Annotated in this window: 17 protein-coding genes; 5 read left to right on the forward strand and 12 right to left on the reverse strand. The window is 58.3% G+C overall.

Annotation, left to right across the window (positions count from 1 at the left end; all coding sequences use genetic code 11):
• Nucleotides 1-30: 30 nt before the first annotated feature.
• Nucleotides 31-1,332, reverse strand: coding sequence for a PQQ-dependent sugar dehydrogenase (locus tag ACJ8HB_RS12970; protein WP_047567449.1), 1,302 nt, complete (start codon nt 1,330-1,332; stop codon nt 31-33).
• Between the two features lie 13 nt (nt 1,333-1,345).
• A complete protein-coding gene (locus tag ACJ8HB_RS12975) occupies nt 1,346-1,771 on the reverse strand; it encodes a DUF2231 domain-containing protein (RefSeq protein WP_033648337.1) in 426 nt (141 codons plus the stop codon).
• 168 nt (nt 1,772-1,939) lie between these two features.
• Between ACJ8HB_RS12975 and ACJ8HB_RS12980 the strand changes: the two genes are divergently transcribed.
• On the forward strand, nt 1,940-2,398 hold the full coding sequence (locus ACJ8HB_RS12980) for a YbaK/EbsC family protein (RefSeq protein WP_047567450.1): 459 nt from the start codon (nt 1,940-1,942) through the stop codon (nt 2,396-2,398).
• Between the two features lie 85 nt (nt 2,399-2,483).
• Here ACJ8HB_RS12980 and ACJ8HB_RS12985 read toward each other — a convergent pair whose 3' ends face one another.
• Nucleotides 2,484-2,861, reverse strand: coding sequence for a VOC family protein (locus ACJ8HB_RS12985; protein ID WP_047567452.1), 378 nt, complete (start codon nt 2,859-2,861; stop codon nt 2,484-2,486).
• 262 nt (nt 2,862-3,123) lie between these two features.
• On the opposite strand from ACJ8HB_RS12985, the gene ACJ8HB_RS12990 reads away from it, so the two are divergent.
• The gene (locus ACJ8HB_RS12990; protein ID WP_080298824.1) at nt 3,124-3,273 is read left to right on the forward strand and encodes a GrpB family protein; all 150 of its coding nucleotides are present in this window, start codon (nt 3,124-3,126) and stop codon (nt 3,271-3,273) included.
• A gap of 481 nt (nt 3,274-3,754) precedes the next feature.
• Here ACJ8HB_RS12990 and ACJ8HB_RS12995 read toward each other — a convergent pair whose 3' ends face one another.
• Both ACJ8HB_RS12995 and ACJ8HB_RS13000 read right to left on the reverse strand, forming a co-directional pair.
• Entirely contained in the window at nt 3,755-4,135 is a 381-nt protein-coding gene (locus ACJ8HB_RS12995; RefSeq protein WP_047567454.1) for a nuclear transport factor 2 family protein, read from the reverse strand.
• A gap of 149 nt (nt 4,136-4,284) precedes the next feature.
• Nucleotides 4,285-5,295, reverse strand: coding sequence for a LacI family DNA-binding transcriptional regulator (locus ACJ8HB_RS13000; protein WP_047567456.1), 1,011 nt, complete (start codon nt 5,293-5,295; stop codon nt 4,285-4,287).
• 317 nt (nt 5,296-5,612) lie between these two features.
• Here ACJ8HB_RS13000 and ACJ8HB_RS13005 point away from each other — a divergent pair, with 317 nt between their 5' ends.
• The 3 genes from ACJ8HB_RS13005 (at nt 5,613) to ACJ8HB_RS13015 (ending at nt 8,731) form a co-directional block, all read left to right on the forward strand.
• Nucleotides 5,613-6,536 carry a substrate-binding domain-containing protein gene (locus ACJ8HB_RS13005; RefSeq protein WP_047567458.1) on the forward strand — a complete coding sequence of 308 codons (924 nt, stop codon included), beginning with the start codon at nt 5,613-5,615 and terminating at the stop codon, nt 6,534-6,536.
• 67 nt (nt 6,537-6,603) lie between these two features.
• On the forward strand, nt 6,604-7,779 hold the full coding sequence (locus tag ACJ8HB_RS13010) for a Gfo/Idh/MocA family protein (RefSeq protein WP_047567461.1): 1,176 nt from the start codon (nt 6,604-6,606) through the stop codon (nt 7,777-7,779).
• A gap of 10 nt (nt 7,780-7,789) precedes the next feature.
• Nucleotides 7,790-8,731: a sugar phosphate isomerase/epimerase family protein gene (locus tag ACJ8HB_RS13015; protein WP_047567464.1), complete on the forward strand. Its 942-nt coding sequence runs from the start codon at nt 7,790-7,792 to the stop codon at nt 8,729-8,731.
• A 91-nt stretch (nt 8,732-8,822) separates the two neighbouring features.
• Here ACJ8HB_RS13015 and cobA read toward each other — a convergent pair whose 3' ends face one another.
• The 7 genes from cobA to ACJ8HB_RS13050 form a co-directional block, all read right to left on the reverse strand.
• A complete protein-coding gene (gene cobA, locus ACJ8HB_RS13020) occupies nt 8,823-9,752 on the reverse strand; it encodes a uroporphyrinogen-III C-methyltransferase (protein WP_080298868.1) in 930 nt (309 codons plus the stop codon).
• 11 nt (nt 9,753-9,763) lie between these two features.
• Nucleotides 9,764-12,430 carry a nitrate reductase gene (locus tag ACJ8HB_RS13025; protein WP_047567467.1) on the reverse strand — a complete coding sequence of 889 codons (2,667 nt, stop codon included), beginning with the start codon at nt 12,428-12,430 and terminating at the stop codon, nt 9,764-9,766.
• A complete protein-coding gene (gene nirB / locus ACJ8HB_RS13030; RefSeq protein ID WP_094860079.1) occupies nt 12,427-16,626 on the reverse strand; it encodes a nitrite reductase large subunit NirB in 4,200 nt (1,399 codons plus the stop codon). Before nirB ends, ACJ8HB_RS13025 begins: the two co-directional genes overlap by 4 nt.
• A gap of 21 nt (nt 16,627-16,647) precedes the next feature.
• The gene (locus ACJ8HB_RS13035; RefSeq protein WP_094860078.1) at nt 16,648-17,445 is read right to left on the reverse strand and encodes an ABC transporter ATP-binding protein; all 798 of its coding nucleotides are present in this window, start codon (nt 17,443-17,445) and stop codon (nt 16,648-16,650) included.
• A gap of 9 nt (nt 17,446-17,454) precedes the next feature.
• On the reverse strand, nt 17,455-18,375 hold the full coding sequence (gene ntrB / locus ACJ8HB_RS13040) for a nitrate ABC transporter permease (RefSeq protein ID WP_094860077.1): 921 nt from the start codon (nt 18,373-18,375) through the stop codon (nt 17,455-17,457).
• A 12-nt stretch (nt 18,376-18,387) separates the two neighbouring features.
• Nucleotides 18,388-19,650, reverse strand: coding sequence for a CmpA/NrtA family ABC transporter substrate-binding protein (locus tag ACJ8HB_RS13045; RefSeq protein WP_047567472.1), 1,263 nt, complete (start codon nt 19,648-19,650; stop codon nt 18,388-18,390).
• 267 nt (nt 19,651-19,917) lie between these two features.
• Nucleotides 19,918-21,147, reverse strand: a complete 1,230-nt coding sequence (locus ACJ8HB_RS13050) for a nitrate regulatory protein (RefSeq protein ID WP_033653155.1) — start codon at nt 21,145-21,147, stop codon at nt 19,918-19,920.
• Nucleotides 21,148-21,224: the final 77 nt, after the last annotated feature.

The following is a 21,224-nucleotide window of genomic DNA, read 5'->3' on the forward strand; positions in this document are numbered from 1 at the left end:
GCGGCGTTGCCTGCCGACAACGCCTTGAGCTTATTTCGATTTAACGCGCCAAACGGTGTTGCCGACGTCATCCGCAATCAGCAGGGCGCCGGTCTTGTCGATCGCTAATCCTACCGGTGCGCCATAGAGTTCCTTCTCGTCGTCGGAGACAAAGCCGGTGACCACCGCTTTGAGTTTGCCGACCGGCTTGCCTTGCTCAAACGCCACGTAGCTGACCCGGTAGCCGTTCAGCGGCGAGCGATCCCAGCTGCCGTGTTCGCTGACGAAGGCGCCGCCGCGATACTCAGCCGGCAGAGCGTTCGCCGTGTAGAACAGCAGCCCCAGCGGCGCGACGTGCGAGCTGAGAGCGTAGTCCGGCTTGATGGCTTTCGCCACCAGATCCGGCCGCGCCGGCTGCACCCGCCGATCGACATGCTGGCCGAAATAGCTGTAAGGCCAGCCGTAGAAGCCGCCGTCCTGCACCGAGGTCAGGTAGTCCGGCACCAGATCGGCGCCGATCTCGTCACGCTCGTTGACGATGGCCCATAGCTTGCCGCTGTGCGGTTCCCACTGCAGCCCGGTCGGATTGCGCAGGCCGCTGGCGAAGATGCGGCTGGCGCCGGAGGCGGTGTCCACTTCCAGCACGGCGGCGCGGCGGTACTCTACGGCCAGGCCGTTTTCGGTGATGTTGCTGTTTGAACCGACGCCGACATACAGCTTTTTACCGTCCGGGCTGGCCAGCAGGGCCTTGGTCCAATGATGGTTGATGGTGTCCGGCAGATCGGCCAACTCTTTACCCGCATCGCTGATGCGCGTTTCGCCCGGCTGATAGGCGTACTGCATGATGTTGCCGGTGTTGGCCACATACAGGGTGTTGCCAATCAGCTGGACGCCGAACGGCGAATCGAGCCCTTCGAGGAAGACATGCTTTTCCCAGCTGCCATCGGCGGTTGGGCGCAGCAGGGTAATCCGGTTGCCCCCTTTGCCGCCTTTACCGGACTGGCCCTTCACCAAACCGGCGATCAGCTGCTTGGGCGTGCTCACCGCTTCGGTGCCCGGCCCGTTGGCTTCCACCACCAAAACATCGCCGTTGGGCAGGGTAAGCAGCTGGCGCGGGTGCAGCAAACCGTCCGCCACCTTATCGATTTTCAAGCCTTCGGCCACTTTCGGCATCTGATTTTGCTGCCAGCCAACGCCCTTTGGCACCTGCATCGGCGGCATCAGGAAGTCTTGCGCCGCCGGCAACGTCGGATCCGGCCCCATTTGTTGTTCCGGTGAAATGACGGCGCTGTTATCGCAGCCGGCCAGCGCCAGCACGGCCGAAAGCGCAATCGCGATCGATGATAGCTTCATGAAAACCTCCTTATTATTTTGCGCGGGCGCCCACGGCCAGCAGAATGTTGGCGAGGCTCAGCAGCGCGACCACGATCGCAGACAGCACCAGACCTTGCGGCACCACGGCATACGCATCCCGGCTATGCACGAAAGCGTTGATGATGGCGAGAACGATGGCCAGCAAGTTCAGCCAGAAATGGAGCTTGACCGATGGCCCCTGCAGCCGGCCGCTGCCGAACCACACCTGCACCAGGTTAATCAGACGGGGAATAATGGCAAAAATCAGGCCGATGGCGATCAGCCAACTGGCACCGTTGACCCACTGAATATTCGCCGTACAGGCATAGATAATGTCGAAAATCAGCGCAGCGGTGAAAAATCCGTAGGGTATCGGATTGAGCCATTCATAGACGGCCACCGCGACCGCTGAAGGCCTTGCTGTCGTTTGCGTGGTCATGCAGGTATCTCCATGAAAAATGATAGGTAAAAAAGGGCGTTGGCCCCTTAAAGCTTTGTTCAGATTCACCGATTTGAACAATTTTGATTCTCATTTTTAGCATGCGATGTTAAAACCGAAACCCTCACTGCGGCATTATCAATGACTTACAACATCGGGAGGATGGGCATGAGTATAGAGCGCGTTCAGCGATTTCTGGCCGAGCACGCGCCGGAAACGGCGGTGACGGTGCTGGCAAAGAATACCGCTACGGTGGCGCTGGCGGCGGAAGCCTTTGGCGTGGAGAGCGGGCAGATCGCCAAGACGCTGTCGTTTCGCGTGAACGACGGCGTGGTGCTGTTGGTGATGGCGGGAACCGCCAGAATCGATAACAAGAAGTACAAACAATTCTTCGGCGTAAAGGCGCGCATGCTGCCGGCGGAGGAGGTGGAGGCGCTGACCGGCTATCCACCGGGCGGCGTTTGCCCCTTTGCCGCACCGGCAACGGTAAGAATTTACTGCGATCGCAGCCTGTGCAGCTACGGTGAAGTGCTTCCGGCAGGTGGCAGCGATAACTCAGGCGTGAGAATTGCGCCACAACGCCTGGCCAGCATCACCGGAGCAGAGTGGATTGACGTGACGGGGTAACGTTAAGTGACGACGTCACAATTTTATTATGTTAAATGCAATGCGTTAACTCGTGGTTAATGTACTATTTTAACAGGAAAAATAATTAGCTCATCGGGTTATGGCACACCGCTTCGATATTGTGGCCATTCGGGCCGATCACAAATGCCGCATAGTAGTGGGCATGGTAATTGGGCCGTAAACCGGGTGCGCCATTGTCTTTGCCGCCGGCATTTAGCGCGGCGTGGTAGAACGCATCGACCTGTTCACGGCTGCTTGCGGCAAATGCCAGGTGCAGATGCGCCGGTTTTTCATCGGTTTGAAACAGGCACAATGACACGTTACCCCGATCGTGACAAAGTTCGACGCCATAGCCGGGTTCGCCTTCGGCAACGATCTTTACGCCCAGCGGCGCGAGTGCATTGAGGAAAAACGCTTTACTAAGGGCAAAGTCGCTGACGCCAAATTTCACATGGTCAAACATGAGGAGGCTCCTGGAATGTGTCCCAATTCAGTATAGCCAACGCCGTGGTGGGCGCCGAAACGATGAAAACGGACGCCAATGCGCATTTAGCGTACAAATAGCGCCCGTTTAAATGACGCGTTTTGGAGAAATCTGCAGTATCGTAGCAGCCACATTTTGCCAGATTTCACGTAGCGCGATCAAAAAAGCAGGGGATTTTTACTCCTTATCGGCAGAGATGCGCCATTGAAATCATGTCCGGTCATCATTATTGGAGCGGAAAATGACAGAGCTCATCATCACGGTCGAGCCTTATGATCCGCGTTATAAAGATGCAGCGCTGAAACTACGCGAGATATTGGCTGGCGTATTAACGGCAATTCATCATATCGGCAGTACAGCAGTGCCAAACCAACGATTGATATCTTGCTGAAGATTGAAAGCCTGGCGGCGTTGGATGGTGTGAATGACAAGATGCATGACATGAGATCTACGCCGCGTGGCGAGAACGGCATTACCGGCAGGCGTTGCTGCAGCAAGTGAACAGGCGATCAGACAGTTGGCGTTCAGACATTATCTGCGCAAGCATCATGGTGTTGCTGAGCAACACAAACACCAGACAGCAGAAGACCGCCGGGCTTATGGCCGGTTGAAAAACGAATTAGTTCAGCGGCATGAGCAGCCGGCGCTGGCATGATTGGCCGCAGGAGAAAGCCCATAGATCAGGCCTGGACGGCAGAACCCACATATCATTACCTAGGTGCGCATAATGTATATTATGTTAAATTTAGTTACTGGATACGCACCGGGGCCATCCCTGAGCATCTTCTCTCCTCACCTTCAGCTTTATCCCTCTGACATCTGTCTTCTGCCTGGCTTGTTGTCATTCCATTAGATCGGCTTTTAAATCTGGCTCAATCATCAGTCGGCGTGCCTTGATGAAACCGCATCTGCCAACCCACCTTGGTTGTCAGAAGCCAAATCGACGAACGCTCTGTGCAACGCACGGCGTGGCCCTGCGTGTCACGCTGAAAACTTTTATACGTCAGTAATACGGCGCTATCACTGATTTGCGCCAGCTTAAAAGCTTCGGCGAAAATCTGCGGATAATCCGTTTCCATCTCCAGCGCCGCAACGGTCTGGCGTTTGTCATAACGTAGGCCTGAGCGGCCAATCTCTTCAAAGTCTTCATGCAGCAATGCCGCGACACGCTTCGGATCGCAGCGCGTTGTTGGCTGGTGCAGTTCAACCTCAAGCGCCTGGATGTGGCTAAGCCACTCTGCAAAATGGATCAAAATGCCCTCCTTTTTGATCGCGCTACGTGAAATCTGGCAAACTTCGGTAGTCTATCTACATCAGAATGACACTCGTGAAACCTGACTATTCCCAGGATTCCTTCTCTCATCAAGCCTCAATAGTGACATCGTCACATAAAAAGGAAGCCTTACGCCTGTTTCCCAGCCAAATGCGACCGCCGAACCCGCAACTCTCCGTGCCGCCAGGCGCCGTCTGCCGTGGCGCGGTGGTCGATCAGGCGATTCAAGGCCTCTTCGACCAGCCGGTCGATGCGTTGGCTGTAGCTGGTCAGCGCCCAGTTGGCTGAGCCGGCCTCGTCGATATCGTCGAAACCTACCACGGCCATCGCAGACGACGGCGCCGTTTGCCTGAGCGCTTCGAGCGCCCCCAGCGCCAACACGTCGTTCTCGCAGAACAACGCCTCAACCCGTTCGCTTTCCGCCGTTGCCTGCAGGTATTCGCTCATCAGCTGGAAACCGCGTTGGCGATCGTAGTGGCCGGCGGTGAGCACCCGATCCAACTGAAAGCCGGCGGCCATCAATTTGTCGCGGTAGCCTTCCATGCGCAGCAAATGGCTGCTTTGCGTGTCCGGCCCCTTCATGTAACCAAAGCGCCGATGCCCTTGCTCTATCAGCAGCGCGGCGATCTCTTCGCCGGCGCGGTAGCCGTCGATATTGACCACATCAATGTGTTCGCTTTCCGTATTGCGGCATACCTGCACCAGCGGTATCTGATGCAGATCTTGCGCGATCGCCGCCCACTCTTGGGTTAACACCGTCGCCAGGAACAAAATGCCATCGACCTGCAGCTGATCGGCCATCGCCATCACTGCCCGGTAGTTTTCCCCGGCGGTGATGTTCAACAGCAGCGCCATGTAACCGCGGGTTTGCAGCTGTTTGGTGACCATATCGAGCATCATCATCGAATGCGGATTCTTCATCTCGTCGATGGCCACGCCGATGATGTGCGTGCGTTTTTGCGACAGGCTGCGCGCCAGCAGGTTTGGCCGATAGCCCAGCTCGGCCGCCGCCGCCAGTACGCTTTCACGTGCGCTGTCCGAGATCGACGCGCCGGGCGTAAAGGCGCGCGATACCGTCCATTTAGAGACGCCGGCCTTTTCGGCGACGTCGCTGGCGGTGGCTTTGTGGTGTTTTATCATGGTTGCGTCGATCCCTGCTTCGGTGAAGTCAAACTATACCCTGCTCGCTCAGATCCCCTAAGCGCCCGTCGGCATTCCTGCTGCAATTATGTCCCGCTTTTGCACCCGATTGCAATTCGTTATGCAACCGGGTGCAAAACGTAAACAGTTTGTGATCATCCACGCTGTTTTCACCTTTCCCCAGTTGACCAAATTTTATCCATAGTCGACATTCAGGGTGGCATTCAGAGACGCATCGCCGTTTTGTCTCCTGCTTTGCACCCGGTTGCAAATACACTGTTTTTACACAACGCCTCTCTTCTCAACAGGATACCGTAATGAAAAAAACCAGACTGTTGTTGATGTTAGCCTGCTCGCTGTTTGTGGTGACCGCCCAGGCCAAGACCTATCAGGTCGGCGTGGCGCTGGCCAACTTCGATCTCAACTTCGTCTCTATCCTGCGCAGCCAAATGGCGCGGGAACTGGCTGCGCAGCAGCTGCAAGGCCAGTTCGTCGATGCCAAAGGCGATGTCGCCCTGCAGGTGCAGCAGGTGGACGATCTGATTAATCAGGGCGTGGATGCCATTATCCTCAACCCGGTTGATACGCAAGGCGTCCAGCCGATGATAGCGGCCGCCAAACGCGCCGCGATCCCCCTGATCTTCGTCAACCGCAAACCCGAAGTGCCGCTGAGCGGCGCGACGGCCTACGTCGGCTCCGATTCGGCGCTCAGCGGCCGCCTGCAGATGGAGGCTCTGGCGAAAAAAATGAATTACCGCGGCAACGTGGCGATCCTGATGGGCGCCCTCTCCAACGAAGAGACCCGCGAACGCACCCGCGCGGTTGAAGCGGTGATCGCCAAACACAAAGACCTGAAAGTGGTAGAGAAACAGACCGCCAAATGGCAGCGCAATGAAGCGGTCGATGTGGTTTCCGGCTGGTTGCTGAACGGCGTAGCGATCGATGCGATCGCCGCCAACAACGATGAGATGGCTATCGGCGCGATCATGGCGCTGAAGCAGGCCAAAAAGAATGGCGTGCTGGTTGCCGGTATCGACGGCACGCCCGACGGCCTGCAATTTATCAAAACCGGCGACCTGGCGGTGACCATTTTCCAGGATGCCAAAGCCCAGGCGATCGGCGCGGTGCAAGTGACTCGCGCCCTGTTGGATCACGCCAAAACCGAGCCTTACAACTGGGTGCCTTACGCCACCGTAACGCGAGAAAACTACCCGCAATTTGCGCAGATGAACCAGAAATAAACCGTTGCCACTCTCTTTTTCAACCCATTTTGCACCCGAGTGCAAAGCCACAATATCAGGAGTCAGCATGTTAAATGGTGAAAGAAGCATCCCTCGCCCGCTGCGTTGGGCGATGATCGGCGGCGGCCGCCTCAGCCAGGTGGGCTACAAGCACCGTTCCGGCGCACTGCGCGACAACACCGCTTATCGGCTGGTTGCCGGCGCTTTTGATATCGACGCGGCGCGTGGACGTGAGTTTGGCGTCAACCTCGGCGTGCCCGCCGAACGCTGCTATGACAGCTATCAACAGCTGCTGGAGCAAGAAGCCAACCGCGAAGATGGCGTTGAGGTGGTGACCATCGCCACCCCTAACGGCACCCACTATGCAATTACGCGCGCCGCGCTGAATGCCGGCCTGCATGTCATCTGCGAAAAGCCGCTGTTCTTCACCACGGCGGAGGCGAGAGAAATCAAGGCGTTGGCGGCGGAGAAAGGCCTGATCGTCGGCGTAACCTACGGCTTCTCCGGCCATCCGCTGCTGATGCAGATGCGCGCCATGATCGCGAACGGCGACATCGGCGAAATACGCATGGTCGAATTGCAGTACACCCACGGCTTCAATGCCAACGAAAGCGCAGACAAGTTCGAGGCGCAAAAGTGGCGCGTCGATCCGAAAATCGCCGGCCCCTCTTTTGTGCTGGGCGACATCTCCACCCACACCTTCTACATCTCGCAGCTGGTGATGCCCGACATGAAGATTGCCTCCCTGCTGTGCGATCGCCAGAGCTTTATTCCTTCCCGCGCCCCGCTGGAAGACAACGCCATGGTGCTGATGCACTACGAAAACGGCGCCGTCGGCCGCATGTGGGCCTCCGCCGTCAACGCCGGCGCGATGGACAGCCAAAGCATCCGCGTGGTCGGCTCGCTCGCCAGCCTGCAGTGGAGCGACGCTGCGCCCGGCGAATTGCGCTATGAGATCCAGGGGCGGCCCAACCAGATCCTGCACCACGGCATGCCCTATCTGGACGACATCGCCCTGGCCGAAGAGCGGCTCGGCGCGCTGCATACCGAAGGCCTGGCCGAATCCTGGGCCAATATTTACCTCAAGTTCGCCATCGCCATCAGCGCCAGCCAGCGCGGCGATCGGCAGACGCTGCCCACGCTGATCTACCCGGATATCGACGCCGGGCTGGAAGGCGTGCGCTGGATTGAAAACTGCGTTCGTTCCGCCGACAACGGCGCCACCTGGGTTAATTACCAATAAGGAAAGCCTCATGAGACTCTCATTCTGTACCGACAGCCTGGGCCATTTACCCTTCGAGCAGATGCTGGACCGGCTGCTGGAACTGGGGGTGCGCGGCGTGGAAATGACCACCGGCGGCTGGTCTCCGGCGCCCCATCTGGATACCGACGATCTGCTGGCCAACCCCGCCAAACGCCGGCAGCTGCTGCAGGCGCTGACCAGCCGCGGCATGGAGATCGCCGCGCTCAACGTCTCCGGCAATCCGCTCGATCCCGGCGAACTGGGGCAACGCCATCAGCGCCAAACCGACAATACGCTGGAGCTGGCCGGGCTGCTGGGAGTGAAAAAGATCGTCATGATGAGCGGCCTGCCGCCGGCCAGCCCGCATGACACCATCCCCAACTGGATCACCTATACCGTCAGCTGGCCGCCGACGGTGAAAAACTGCCTGGACTATCAATGGAATGAAGTGGCGATCCCCTACTGGCAGGCGCTGGTCGCCCGAGCCAAAGCGTGCGGCGTCGAGCGCTTTGCGCTGGAAAACTTCAGCGCCATGCTGGTGTGGAACCCGGAAACGCTGTTCCGGCTGCGCGAGGCCGTTGGCCCGATGGTGGGCCTGAACCTCGATCCCAGTCACTTGCTCTGGATGGGGGCAGATCCCATCGCGGTGGCTCGCGCCCTTGGCCCCGCCATTCATCATGTGCATGGCAAAGACGTGCGCCTTGAGCGCGGCGTCGTCGAGGTTAACGGGCTGCTGGAGACCAAACCGATCGATGACGTGGCCGGCCGCGCCTGGAACTATGTCGCCGTCGGCTGCGGGCGGGATCTGCAGTGGTGGAAGGAATTCTTCTCGGTGGTGCGCATGATGGGCTACAACGACTGGGTATCGCTGGAAATGGAAGACCTGACCATGTCGGTTGATGCCGGCATCGTTTCTTCCGTTCAGGCGCTGCAGCAATCGATTAGCCAATAACACCCTGCGCGGCGGCCATGGCCGCTGCGCCTCTTTCTCACCACAAACACGGGGATTAAACATTCCCGTGTCCTTGGTTCGATTAGATGTTTTAGCTATCGTGACCGTCTCTTGCGTGCCAGATATGGTCATAGGATGATTCCAGAATAACGCTTATGCTGTCCATTTTCGCTGGCCACTTCAGACTGGCTGGCAAAGCCGGTTCAGAACGGCCCATCTGCGGAAATATCTTCTCAGGCAGTTCGGCAATCGGCCGGTACATTCCCACCACCTCACCAATAATTACCAGGGCTGGTGATTCGACCTGCTCCTCTGCAACGATCTTTCCTAATGCATCCAGAGTGCCCACCAGCACGCGCTGCTGAGGCTGAGTGCCGCGTTCAATCACCGCCACGGGCGTTGAGCCGGGTAAGCCATGGGCAATCAAGCGCTGGCTGATAACAGGGCTGTTGGCAATCCCCATATAGAAGACCAGCGTCTGGCGCGCGGCGGCCAGTACGGACCAGTCAACGTCCGGTTCCCCTTCCGGGCCATGTCCGGTGACAAACCTGACGGACTGTGCCAGGTTTCGGTGCGTCAGCGGGATCCCGCTGGCTGCGGCACAGCCCATTGCCGCCGTGATACCTGGCACAACATTGCACACAATCCCCTTCTGCTGGCAGCAGGCCATTTCTTCCCCACCCCGGCCAAAGATGAACGGGTCGCCGCCCTTCAGGCGCACTACACGGTGCCCCGCCAGCGCCAGATCAACCAGCAACATATTGATTTCATGCTGTTCAAGGCGATGATTGCGCGGGGATTTGCCGACATCGATCCGCAGTGCAGTGTCCGGCGTCAGCGCCAGCACCGCATCGGACACCAGCCGGTCAAAGACCACGACATCGGCCTGCCGGATAACGCGCAGCGCTTTCAGGGTCAGCAGTTCAGTATCACCCGGACCTGCGCCCACCAGCCAGACGTCACCCCGGCGCACCGGGCTGCGTTGGTCTGCCAGGGCCATAATCTGCGCTATCGGCAACATGTTGCTAGTTTTCATGGGCGTTCTTCCATCGTCAGGGCGGCCAGCTGGCCGGCAATAAACGTTTTCAGCTCCGGTACGCAGGAGCCGCAGTTAGTGCCACATTTCAGCTTTGAGCCGAGCTGTTGCACGCTGTGGCATCCCTGCCGCACGGCGTCGACAATCTGCGCTTCGCCAACAGAAAAACAGCTGCAAATCATTTTGCCGGTGGCGGCCTTATGGCTGCCGGCCTGGCCCGCCAGTAACGCCAGCCGCTGCGGTGCCGTGTCCGGCGGGCTGATAAAGGCAGACAGTATCGCTTGCCTGTCCGGCAGCAGTGGGCTTCGGCGCGCGTAAAATGCCAGCTGCAGTTCGCCCTGCGCCCACACCAGCAGGTTGAAGCCCTCATCCCCCATCCGGGCGCTCTGGCAGGTTTTCCCCTCCAGCGGATAATGTTCATTCAGCCACGCCATCCACTCCTCCTGGAGCGAAGAATCCGCTAACGTAAAATGCGTGACGCCCGGTTGGGTGATGCGGCTCCAGTAGGCGGTGGCAGGCGCGGCGATCCCCTCTCCCCGAATAAACAGCTCTGCATACCAAGCCGCTTTCCATTTCGTCAGATTGACCGGCATATGCTTACTTTCCGGTTGCCCGGAAAGAGGATCGGTAACGGGAGCTATCAGCGCATCGACCCGGGCCTGCCGGCTAAAATGGCTGTTCCAATGGATCGGCACGAAAATGCTGCCGCGAGGCTGGAGATGATCGGGTTGCGCGCGTAACAGCAGCCAGCCATGGGATGAGGTTACACGCAGCAACTCACCCGCCTGAATGCCCGGCGCATCATCCGGATGAAACTGACAGTACGGCTCGCTGATATGCTGCATCAGGCGAGCAGACTTGCCGGTTCGCGTCATGGTGTGCCACTGGTCGCGCACCCTTCCGGTGTTCATGATCAGCGGATAAGCCGCAGTGGGCTGGCTGGCGGGCAGCGCCGGGGTGACGGCGATCAACCGTGCTTTACCGTCAGGGTGAAAAAAGGTTTTATCTGTAAATAGTCGCGGCGTACCCTGCGGCCGTGCGGCATTAACCGGCCACTGGATCGGCTGCAGGGTATCCCATTGTTCATTGGACAACTGCGCCAGCCCGCTGATGTCAAACGCCCGAGTGCCTGCATTTTCAAAGCCGGACAAGGCCGCATGTTCGCGGAAAATATCTGCCGGATGCTGCCAGGCAAAGGCCTCCGCAAACCCCAGCCGCTGCGCAACCTGGCTGAGGATCCACCAGTCAGGTTTGGCCTCCCCAGGTGCAGCCAGAAACGCGCGTTGCCGGGAGATACAGCGTTCCGAATTGGTCACCGTGCCATTTTTCTCCCCCCAGCCCAGGGCGGGCAGCAGGATATGCGCGGCGCGGGTGGTGTCCGTGTCACGCAGAATGTCGGACACAATAACCAGAGGACAGCGCGCCAGACCGGCCCGCACGCGATCGGCATCCGGAAGTGACACCAGCGGATTGGTGCCCATGATCCAGACGGCTTTTATCTCTCCCTTCTCGATAGCGCGGAAGAGATCGATGGCATTGAGTCCAGGGCTCTGCGCGACGTTATCGCTGTGCCAGAAACGCCCGACCCGTGTAATCTCTTCGGCGGTAAATCCCATATGGCAGGCCAGCTGGTTTGCCAGCCCGCCGACTTCACGTCCGCCCATCGCATTCGGCTGGCCCGTTATCGAAAATGGCCCGCTGCCAGCGTGTCCAATCTGGCCGGTTGCCAGATGCAGGTTAATTATCGCGTTGCATTTGTCGACGCCCGAACTGGACTGGTTGATCCCCATCGAATACAGCGTGACCAGCCGCTGGCTCCGGGCTATCCGTTGATAAAACGCCTGTAATTGCGAGGAGGCGATCCCGCAATAGTCCGCCGTCTTCTCCAGGCTCCACGCTTTTGCTGTCTGTAAGGTTTCTTCTGCCCCGTTCGTGTGGTGCTGCAGAAAAGCGGTATCCAGTTTTCCGCGCGCTGCCATCTCGTTCAGTGCGCCGCAGAACAGCGCCGCATCGCTGCTCGGACGCAGTGCCAGATGCAGATCGGCAATATCACAGGTGGCGGTCTTACGCGGATCAACGACGATAATCTGCATCTCCGGCCTCTCCGCTTTGGCTTTCGCCAGCCGCTGATACACCACCGGATGCGCCCAGGCGGTGTTCGAACCTACCAGAATAACGCAGTCTGCCTGCTCCAGATCATCATAATTGCAGGGGACGGCATCGGCGCCGAACGCCCGCTTGTAACCCACCACGGCGGAGGCCATGCACAACCTGGAGTTGGTATCCATGTTGCCCGCCCCGATAAACCCTTTCATCAGCTTGTTGGCGACGTAGTAATCCTCCGTTAGCAGCTGGCCCGAGCCATAAAACGCGACCGACTGCGGTCCATGCTCGTCAATCGTCGCCTGTAGCCCTTGTGCGACAGCGTCTAACGCCTGCGGCCAGCTCACGGGTTGATGATGGATTTCAGGCTGGAGCAGACGCCCCTGTAAGCCCAGCGTTTCACCCAGCGCGCTGCCCTTCACGCACAGCCTTCCGCGATTCGCCGGATGTGCCGGGTCGCCGCTGGCGGCGAAGCCATCAGCCTGTGGCTGCATACTGACGCCGCACCCCACGCCGCAATAGGCGCAGGTGGTTTTCACGACCGGAGACGCTGTTTTCATAGGTTGACCGTTTCAATGATTTTGGCGGACGCAACGCCCTGCATTTGTGCCTGAACCCAGACGCGGCCATCTTCCACTTTCACCGCCCAGCTTCGCAGCGCATGCGGCGAATTGTCCAGGCTGCGGCCGTCCCGTAAGCTGAAGCGCTGTTTATAGAGCGGGGAAATCACCACCGGTTCGCCTTTGACATCCCCCACGAGCCCGCGCGCCAGCACATTGGCGTCGCTGTCTGGTTCATGATTGCTCAGCGCAAAAACCTGCTGTGGATGACCGGGCAGATAGAACAGCGCAATCTGCTGGCTCGCCAGGCGCGCCGCCATTCCCGCATTCGCCGGGATGGCGCTCAGGCTGCACACTTCCACCCAGCCCGGTGCGGGCTCCTGCGTATTTTCTGCGGCAGGCACGGCGAGCATGCTGCGCTCCTCATGCGTTGCAGGCCGCAGTTGTTGACGTTCGCTCACCATCACGACCCCTTCGTCAGGGACCTCGCTGTTTACAAACGGTCTGAACAGCGCCAGGCGATCCGGCGAGGCCAGAGTGCTCTGCCATTCACACTGGTACGTCGCCACCACCGCAGACATTTCACGATCCAGTTCATCCGCAATTTGCAGACTGTCGTCCAGAATCACCTGGCGCAGGTAGTCGATGCCCCCTTCGAGGTTATCCATCCAGGTGCTGGTGCGCTGCAGCCGGTCAGCGGTGCGGATGTAGAACATCAGTAAGCGGTCAACGGTACGAATGAGCTGCTCTGTGCTCATGTCCTGCGCCAGCAAATCAGCATGGCGGGGCTTCATTCCCCCGTTGCCGCAGACATACAGGTTCCAGCCCTTATCCGTGGCAATTACCCCCACATCTTTACTTTGGGCTTCGGCACACTCGCGGGTACAACCCGAGACGGCCATTTTGATTTTGTGAGGCGAACGCAGCCCTTTGTAGCGGTGCTCTAATTGCAGCGCGAGCGAGGTGGAGTCCTGTACGCCGTAGCGACACCAGCTCGACCCGACGCAGGATTTCACCGTACGCAGAGATTTGCCGTAGGCATGACCGGTTTCAAAACCGGCATCAACCAGCTGCTGCCAGATCTCCGGCAGTTGCTCCAGGCGCGCGCCGAACAGGTCGATTCGCTGCCCTCCGGTAATTTTGGTGTAGAGCTTGTAACGCCTGGCGACTTCGCCGATGGCGATAAGCCCTTCGGGGGTTATCTCTCCCGCCGGAACGCGCGGCACGACGGAATAGGTCCCGTCCTTCTGGATATTGGCGAAATAACGATCGTTGGTGTCCTGCAGTGGCAAATGCTGCGGTTTCAACAGGTAGTCGTTCCAGCATGATGCCAGTATCGATCCGACCAGCGGTTTGCAGATTTCACACCCGCTGCCGTGGCCGTGCTTTTCAATCAGTTCCCCGAACGTGCGGATATTGCCTACCCGAACCAGGTGATAAATCTCCTGGCGCGAATACGCGAAATGCTCACAGATGTCTTTTTTCACCTCGACGCCCATGTCGGACAGCGCATATTCCATCACCTGCTTGGTGAGTGCGGCGCAGCCCCCACAGCCCGTCGCCGCTTTGGTGCAGGCTTTTATCGCCGCCATATCGTGGCAGCCGTTCTTCACGGCGTTACGGACATCGCCTTTACTGACGTTGTGGCAGGAACAAATTTGCGCGCTATCGGGCAGGGCTGCGATGCCCAGCACAGGTTTGTCTGCGCCCGACCCGGCAGGCAAAATGAGGGATTCAGGTTTGGCTGGCAGCGGCATATCGTTGAGCATCATTTGCAGCAACGTGCTGTATTCCGCACTGTCGCCCACCAGCACCGCCCCCAGCAGCCGTTTGCGATCCTGCGATACCACGATTTTCTTATACACTTCCGCCGGACCGTCTACCCAGCTGTAGTTCTGGCTACCGGGGGTACGCCCATGCGCGTCACCAATCGATGCCACCTCAACACCAAGAAGCTTAAGTTTGGTGCTCATGTCCGCGCCCTTAAAGACGGCGTCGCCGCCCGTCAGGGTATCCGCCAGCGCGCGGGCCATCTGATAACCCGGCGCCACCAGGCCGAAGATCTGCCCGTTCCACAGCGCACATTCGCCGATCGCATAAATAGCCGGGTCGGACGTCTGGCAGCGATCGTCAATCACAATGCCGCCGCGCGGCCCCACTTCAAGCCCGCACGCTCTCGCAAGCTGATCGCGTGGGCGGATCCCTGCGGAAAATAGCACCAGATCGGTTTCCAGATAGCTGCCATCGGCAAACACCATCCGGTAATGGCTCTCCTCGCCCGCAGTAATGGCCTGGGTTTCTTTCCCGGTATGCACCTTCACGTCCAGCGCTTCAATTTTACGGCGCAGCATCGCGGCACCGTCGTCGTCGAGCTGAACCCCCATCAGCCGCGGTGCAAACTCCACCACGTGCGTATCCAGCCCGAGCTGTTTCAGCGCGTTGGCCGCCTCCAGCCCCAGTAATCCCCCGCCGACAACCACGCCTGTTTTGCCGTTTGCCGCGCAGGCCTGAATGGCCGCAAGATCGTCAAGCGTGCGGTAAACCAGGCAGCCCGGCGCATCATTGCCAGGGATCGGCGGCACAAACGGATAGGATCCTGTTGCCAGCACCAGTACATCGTAAGCCGTCTGCCGCCCCTGGTGATCGACCACAAAACGGTGTTTTGTATCAACGAGCCCGATGCTGTGCCCCAGACGCAGTTCAATCCCGGTCGATTCGAAAAATCCCTTTTCAACCATTGAGAGGGATTCCGCCGTGCGGCCAGAGAAGTATTCGGACAAATGCACACGGTCGTAGGCGGGCGAGGCCTCTTCGGCAAACACAATCACCTGGTATTGCAGATGCAGCTCACGCGCAACCAACTGCTCTAAAAAATGATGGCCCACCATGCCGTGTCCGGCCATAACCAATACGGGTTTCGACATTGAATGACTCCTCGCCACCTCGACGGGTAACGGTTCTGATTTAACAGGCTGTAAGCCAGAGGCATCCGGCTCATTACCGGGACTGAAGACGCTGAAGGGCAACGGTTGACCAGCGGGCGTGCCGATCCGCTGGAGGTATTGCGGGCCATCGCTGATATCGCCCCACAGCAACACCCCTTTCAGTTGGTTGTCGCAGAGCACCAGCCGGCGATAATGCCCGTCAAACGGGTCAAAGGTGGTATGGGTCTGAGCGCCATCGCGGCTGTGTAATTCACCGGCGCAGAACAAATTCAGGCCTGTGACCTTGAGACGCAGCGGGACATTCTGCACCTCGAATGAAGTGGCTTTATCGCCCCCCGCCAGCCGCGAGGCCAGCGTTTCAGCCTGCTGCCAGCACGGGGCCACCAGGCCAAAAGTGAGTTCGCCCCACTGGCAACATTCTCCAATTGCCGAGATGTGCGGGTCAGCGGTTTGCAGCTGCGGGTTCACCAGAATACCGCGATCGCACGGCAAGCCGGACCGTTGTGCCAGCGCGATGTCCGGCCGCACGCCCACAGAGAGCACGACCCGCTCCGCCGCTATTCCGCGCCCATCATTAAGATTCACCCTGCTGACGTTGCCAGCGGCATCAGCGCTGAATGACACCGTTTCAGCCTGCAAAATGACGTTGATGCCGCGTAATGAGAGCCCCTCGTGCAACAGTTTTCCGGCGTGTTCATCCAGCTGCTGATCCATCAGATGTGTGCCGCGATGTAGCAGGCTCACCCGCATTCCACGCCGCGCCAGGGCCGCCGCCGCCTCCACGCCCAGCACGCCGCCGCCGATCACCGCAACCGGTTGGCCTGCGTAGGTTCCCTGCAGAATATTTTCGACATCCTGCTGAGTGCGGAACCCGTAGATACCCGGCAATTCGACCCCAGGCAGGGGGGGCAGAAATGGCCGTGAGCCAGTGGCCAGAACCAAATGATCGTATGAATAGATCTGCCCGGCGGCCGTGACGGTGCAAGCGTGACGGTCGATTGCCGTCGCCGCCGTGCCTGCGATCAATGTGATGTTGTGATGCTCATACCACTGCGCGTCATGCGTGACTATCTGGCCAAAATCTTTCTCACCGGAAAGCACCGGCGTCAGCTGGATACGGTTGTACGCACTGTGCTTTTCATCGCCAATGATCATGATACGGTAACGATCTGGTGCGAGCTCACAGAGATGTTCCACCAGCCGCACGCCTGCCATACCATTGCCGATAACGATTAGAGTCGGTTTAGCCATTGCACAACTCCCCTCATGGAATCAGGCCACTGCCCGGTGTTTTGCATAGAGAAAATGCAGCACCTGCTGGCGATACTGGTGGAACAGAGGATCGTTCGACAAAGCCAGTCGACTGCGGGGGCGTGACAGCTCAACCTGTAACACTTCACCGACTTTCGCCGCCGGACCATTAGTCATCATCATCACGCGGTCAGACAGCAGCACCGCTTCATCAACGTCGTGGGTGATCAGCAAAATGGTGGTTTTCAGACGCGCCTGAATGTCCATAACGGCGTCCTGAAGATGCGCCCGCGTCAGCGCATCCAGCGCCCCGAAAGGTTCATCCATCAGCAAAACTTTCGGTTTCATCGCCAAGGCACGGGCGATACCGACACGCTGCTTCATGCCGCCTGAAATGGCGCCCGGACGCTTATCGGCCGCATGCTCCATGTGCACCAGTTCGAGATTGTGCAAAATCCAGTCGTGCATTTCGTTTTTGTTCATCTGGTCTTTAAAGACCTGCCGCACCGCCAGTTCGACATTCTCAAAAGCGGTTAACCATGGCAGCAGCGAATGGTTCTGGAAGACGACCCCGCGCTCTGGCCCCGGCCCGGTAATCTCTTTGTTGTCGCACAGCAGCACGCCTTCCGTCGGGCGACTCAGCCCGGCAATCAAATTCAGCAGCGTCGATTTTCCGCAGCCTGAGTGGCCAATCAGGCTGACCGTTTCGCCTTCTGCGATATCAAAGCTGACGTTATCGAGCGCCAGAAAGGTGGTTTTCGCTGAAGGAAAACGTTGAGTGACGCTCTGGACGCTGATAATCGATTTTTCTTTTTTCATCGCGGGCTCCTAGTGATTGTCGTAACTTAAGCGACGGGCAACGGCCATCAGCCCCTGCTCCAGTAACATCCCCACGGCACCAATCAGCAGAATGGCGACGATAATGTTTTCCACGTTGAGGTTGTTCCATTCGTTCCAGATCCAAAAACCGATGCCCACGCCGCCGGTCAGCATTTCAGCCGCAACAATCACCAGCCAGGCGATACCGATGGACAACCGCACCCCGGTCAGAATGTACGGCAGCACGGCAGGAAACAGGATCTTGCGCATTACGGTGAATTCGCTGAGTTTCAGCACCCGCGCAACGTTGAGATAGTCCTGCGGAATGCGCATCACCCCTTCTGCGGTATTGAGGATCATCGGCCAGATAGAACAGATGAAAATGGTCCAGGACGAGGCGGGCTCCGCGCGCTGGAACAACAGCAATCCAATCGGCAACCACGCCAGCGGGCTGACCGGGCGCAGCAGCGAGATAATGGCGTTGAACATGCTGGCGATGAAGCTGAAGCGGCCAATCAGGAACCCGGCCGGGATGCCGACCAGCGCGGCAAGCCCGAAACCAATCGCAACTCGCTGTAGCGAGGCCAGGACATTCCAGCCAATGCCCATGTCGTTTGGCCCGTTGATATAGAACGGATCGGCAAAAATCACCTTCGCCGCCTCCCAGGTCTGAGCGGGCGTCGGGAAGCCTTTACTGCTACTGGCGGCGATTTGCCACAGGAGCAGCAGCACGAAGGCCCCGAGAATGGCGGGGATCATTTTCTGCATGAAGCGGCGAATGCTCGCGCGAAGCCGGACAATAAAGGTATCCGTTCTGGCTACCGGGGCGGCTCTCTCGATCGTGATCACTTCTGCGCTGGCGGGCGATTCAACGCTGACCGCGGCAGGCTCCGTCAACGTGACGACATTGGTTTTCAAATTTACGGACATCTGTGGCCTCACTTAGCGTTTCATTGCAAAACTGTTGGCGTAGTCAGCAGGGTTGCTGCCGTCCCAGACTTTGCCGTCAATCAACGTGCTGCTTCGCATGTCGCTGGATGGCAAATTGATCCCGCCAACCGCGGCGGCAGCTTGTTTGTAGACGTCAATGCGGTTAATTTTTTGGGCGATACCGAGGTAGTCAGGATCGCTGTCCAGCAATCCCCAGCGCTTCTGCTGAGTCAGGAACCACATGCCATCGGAGAGATACGGATAATTGACCGCGCCATCGTTGAAGAAGCGCATGCGGTGGGCATCTTTCCACGTTTTCCCCAGCCCATTTTCGTAGTCGCCGAGCATCCGCCCCTGAATCGTCTTGAGTGGCGTGTTGATGTACGCCCGCGCCGCAACGACCTGAGCGGTTTCACTACGATTGGCATCAGAGGTGTCTATCCAGCGGGAGGCATCCAGCACCGCGGCGGTCAGCGCGCGAGCCGCATTCGGGTTTTCAGTCACCCAGGCAGAGGTTGTGCCGAGCACTTTTTCCGGATGATCCGGCCAGATTTCCTGTGAGGTGACAGCAGTGAAACCAATGCCGTCCTGAATCGCGCGCTGGTTCCAGGGTTCCCCCACGCAAAAACCGCTCATATTGCCGATTTTCATGTTCATGACCATTTGCGGCGGAGGCACCACGACATTGCGCACGTCGTTAAAGGGATGGATACCGGCGTTTGCCAGCCAGTAGTAAAGCCACATCGCGTGCGTGCCGGTCGGGAACGTCTGCGCAAAGGTATAGGTCCCCTTCGCACTGGCCTGGACCACTTTTTGTAGCGATGCAGCATCCGTCACGCCCGCCTGCTTTAACTGCTCAGAGAGCGTAATGGCCTGCCCGTTCTGGTTGAGAGACATCAGCATCGCCATCTCATGCTGCGGGCCGGACACGCCAAGCTGCAGGCCATAGAGCATCCCATACAGAACATGCGCCGCATCCAACTCGCCAGACACCAGTTTGTCGCGTACTGACGCCCAGCTCGACTCCTTGCTCGGGATGATTTTAATGCCGTACTTCTCATCAAATTTCTTTACCGCCGCCATCACCACTGAGGAGCAGTCGGTCAGGGGAATGAACCCGACGCGAATCTCTTTCTTCTCTGGCGTGTCGGAACCGGCAGCCCAGACCCGGTTCATGAATCCTGACATCAACATGCTGCCGCCGAGCACCGCACTCCCCGCAAGAAAGCAGCGGCGGGAGAGTTGTCCCGGAGTCTTTTTGTCGTCTTGTGTCATCAGGGCTTCCCGTTAGGTTGAAAAATGAAAAAAAAAGCGTCCAGTTAGCGCTCAGTTTCCTGAACGCTAACGGACGCCTTTATCCGTAATGCTGACTAAACCGCCATTGGTTTAGTGCTGTTGCTATTAAAAAGAATGCAGCTTGTGTGCCAACCTGCGGTATCAAAAAAAAATCAGAGGGTTAGCCTTATTCTGTCGCTTTGACGCCCTTTCTGGTGCACCGGAACTGCACATCCTGCACAGCGTAATTGCACACAGAAGGTGCAGTTATTGGCCCGGTTTGTGCCCGTTTTTGCCTAACAGCGCAGACACGGCAAGCATCGCGTCAGCAATTTCCGAAAGTTTCTTATTCTGATTCATTGCCATCTCAAGCAGTGCCTTATGCGCCTGGGGTTCCGTTAAGCCCTGATGCTGCATCAGCAGGCCCTTTGCCCGCTCAACCAGCTTGCGCTCGGTCAGCGTGACGCGAAGTTGAGAAAGTTCGGCATCGAGCGCCTGCAGCTGGCGGGACTGCTGTTCAACAAGCTCAAGAACCGAACGACTAAGCTGCGGCGAGAGTAGCGCGGAGTAATGGCTTTCAGACTGTGGGATTTGGTCAATATTCTGCTGCTGAAGCGCAAGGGCGGCCTGTGCTTCACGGATACGCTGGCGGCAGGAGGCCATCAGCGCAGCTTGCAGCTCATCCTCCACCACTTTCATTCCATCGATTCGCGCCGTCGCAACGTCAAACCAGCGTAATGCGGTATCCGTCGTCTCACCGCCAGGCCTGACGCGCGTGCAGGCAATTCTCCTGAAACGTTCAAATTCACTGCTGTCCTGGTTCATCTGCTGCCGCCACATTGCCAGACAGCGGGGAGCCGCGAATTCCATGAAGGTCTGAAAGCAGCGCTCCTGGCTCTCGATTAAGCCTGTGAATTGCTGTTGCGCGATGACATCAAAATGCCCTGCCGCAAAACCGGCGGCGGCCGTGGCCCGCTCTTGTGCGGCCAGCTCTTTTCCCTGCATAAAACTAAACATCGCCAGCAATGCCCGTGAAATTGACGGATCGCCGGAGATATCCGCCGTTTCGAAAACCAGTGACAAATGCGAGCGAATCACCTCGTTGTAGGCATTCATGGCATCAGGCTGACTGATAGACAGTCCAAGAACCTGCTGACGCAGTTGCGGTAACGTACTGAGGCTATGCAACACCGAGGCAATGCGGCTGAGTAATCGCGGTGCATTCGCCAGGTTGGGGCCGGTAAGATCCTGAGACGCAAGCCACTGACTGACGGCCTCCTCTGCCTTCCGGACCTCCAGTGCCCGCTCACTCAGTTGCTTTCCCCAGGTGTTCCCATGAGAACATAAGAAGATGTTCGAGGTGCCTCGTTCCCGTTGCAGTGCGTGGATCATCAGGCTGACCGCACCAACCAGTTCACCCAGCTGCAACAGCTGTTGCAAACCCGCGATTTCGCTTTTTTTCGACGCCTGTACAAAGCTCAGAGCAGAAAGGGCCATGGAGTAACCTGCTGATAAGAGGAGACTCCTGGATAAAGCAAGAAACGTGCCTGAGACAGGGGCGCTTTTCCCTACCG

This window comes from Serratia sp. CY27727 (assembly GCF_052169275.1).
Taxonomy (GTDB): domain Bacteria; phylum Pseudomonadota; class Gammaproteobacteria; order Enterobacterales; family Enterobacteriaceae; genus Serratia; species Serratia sarumanii.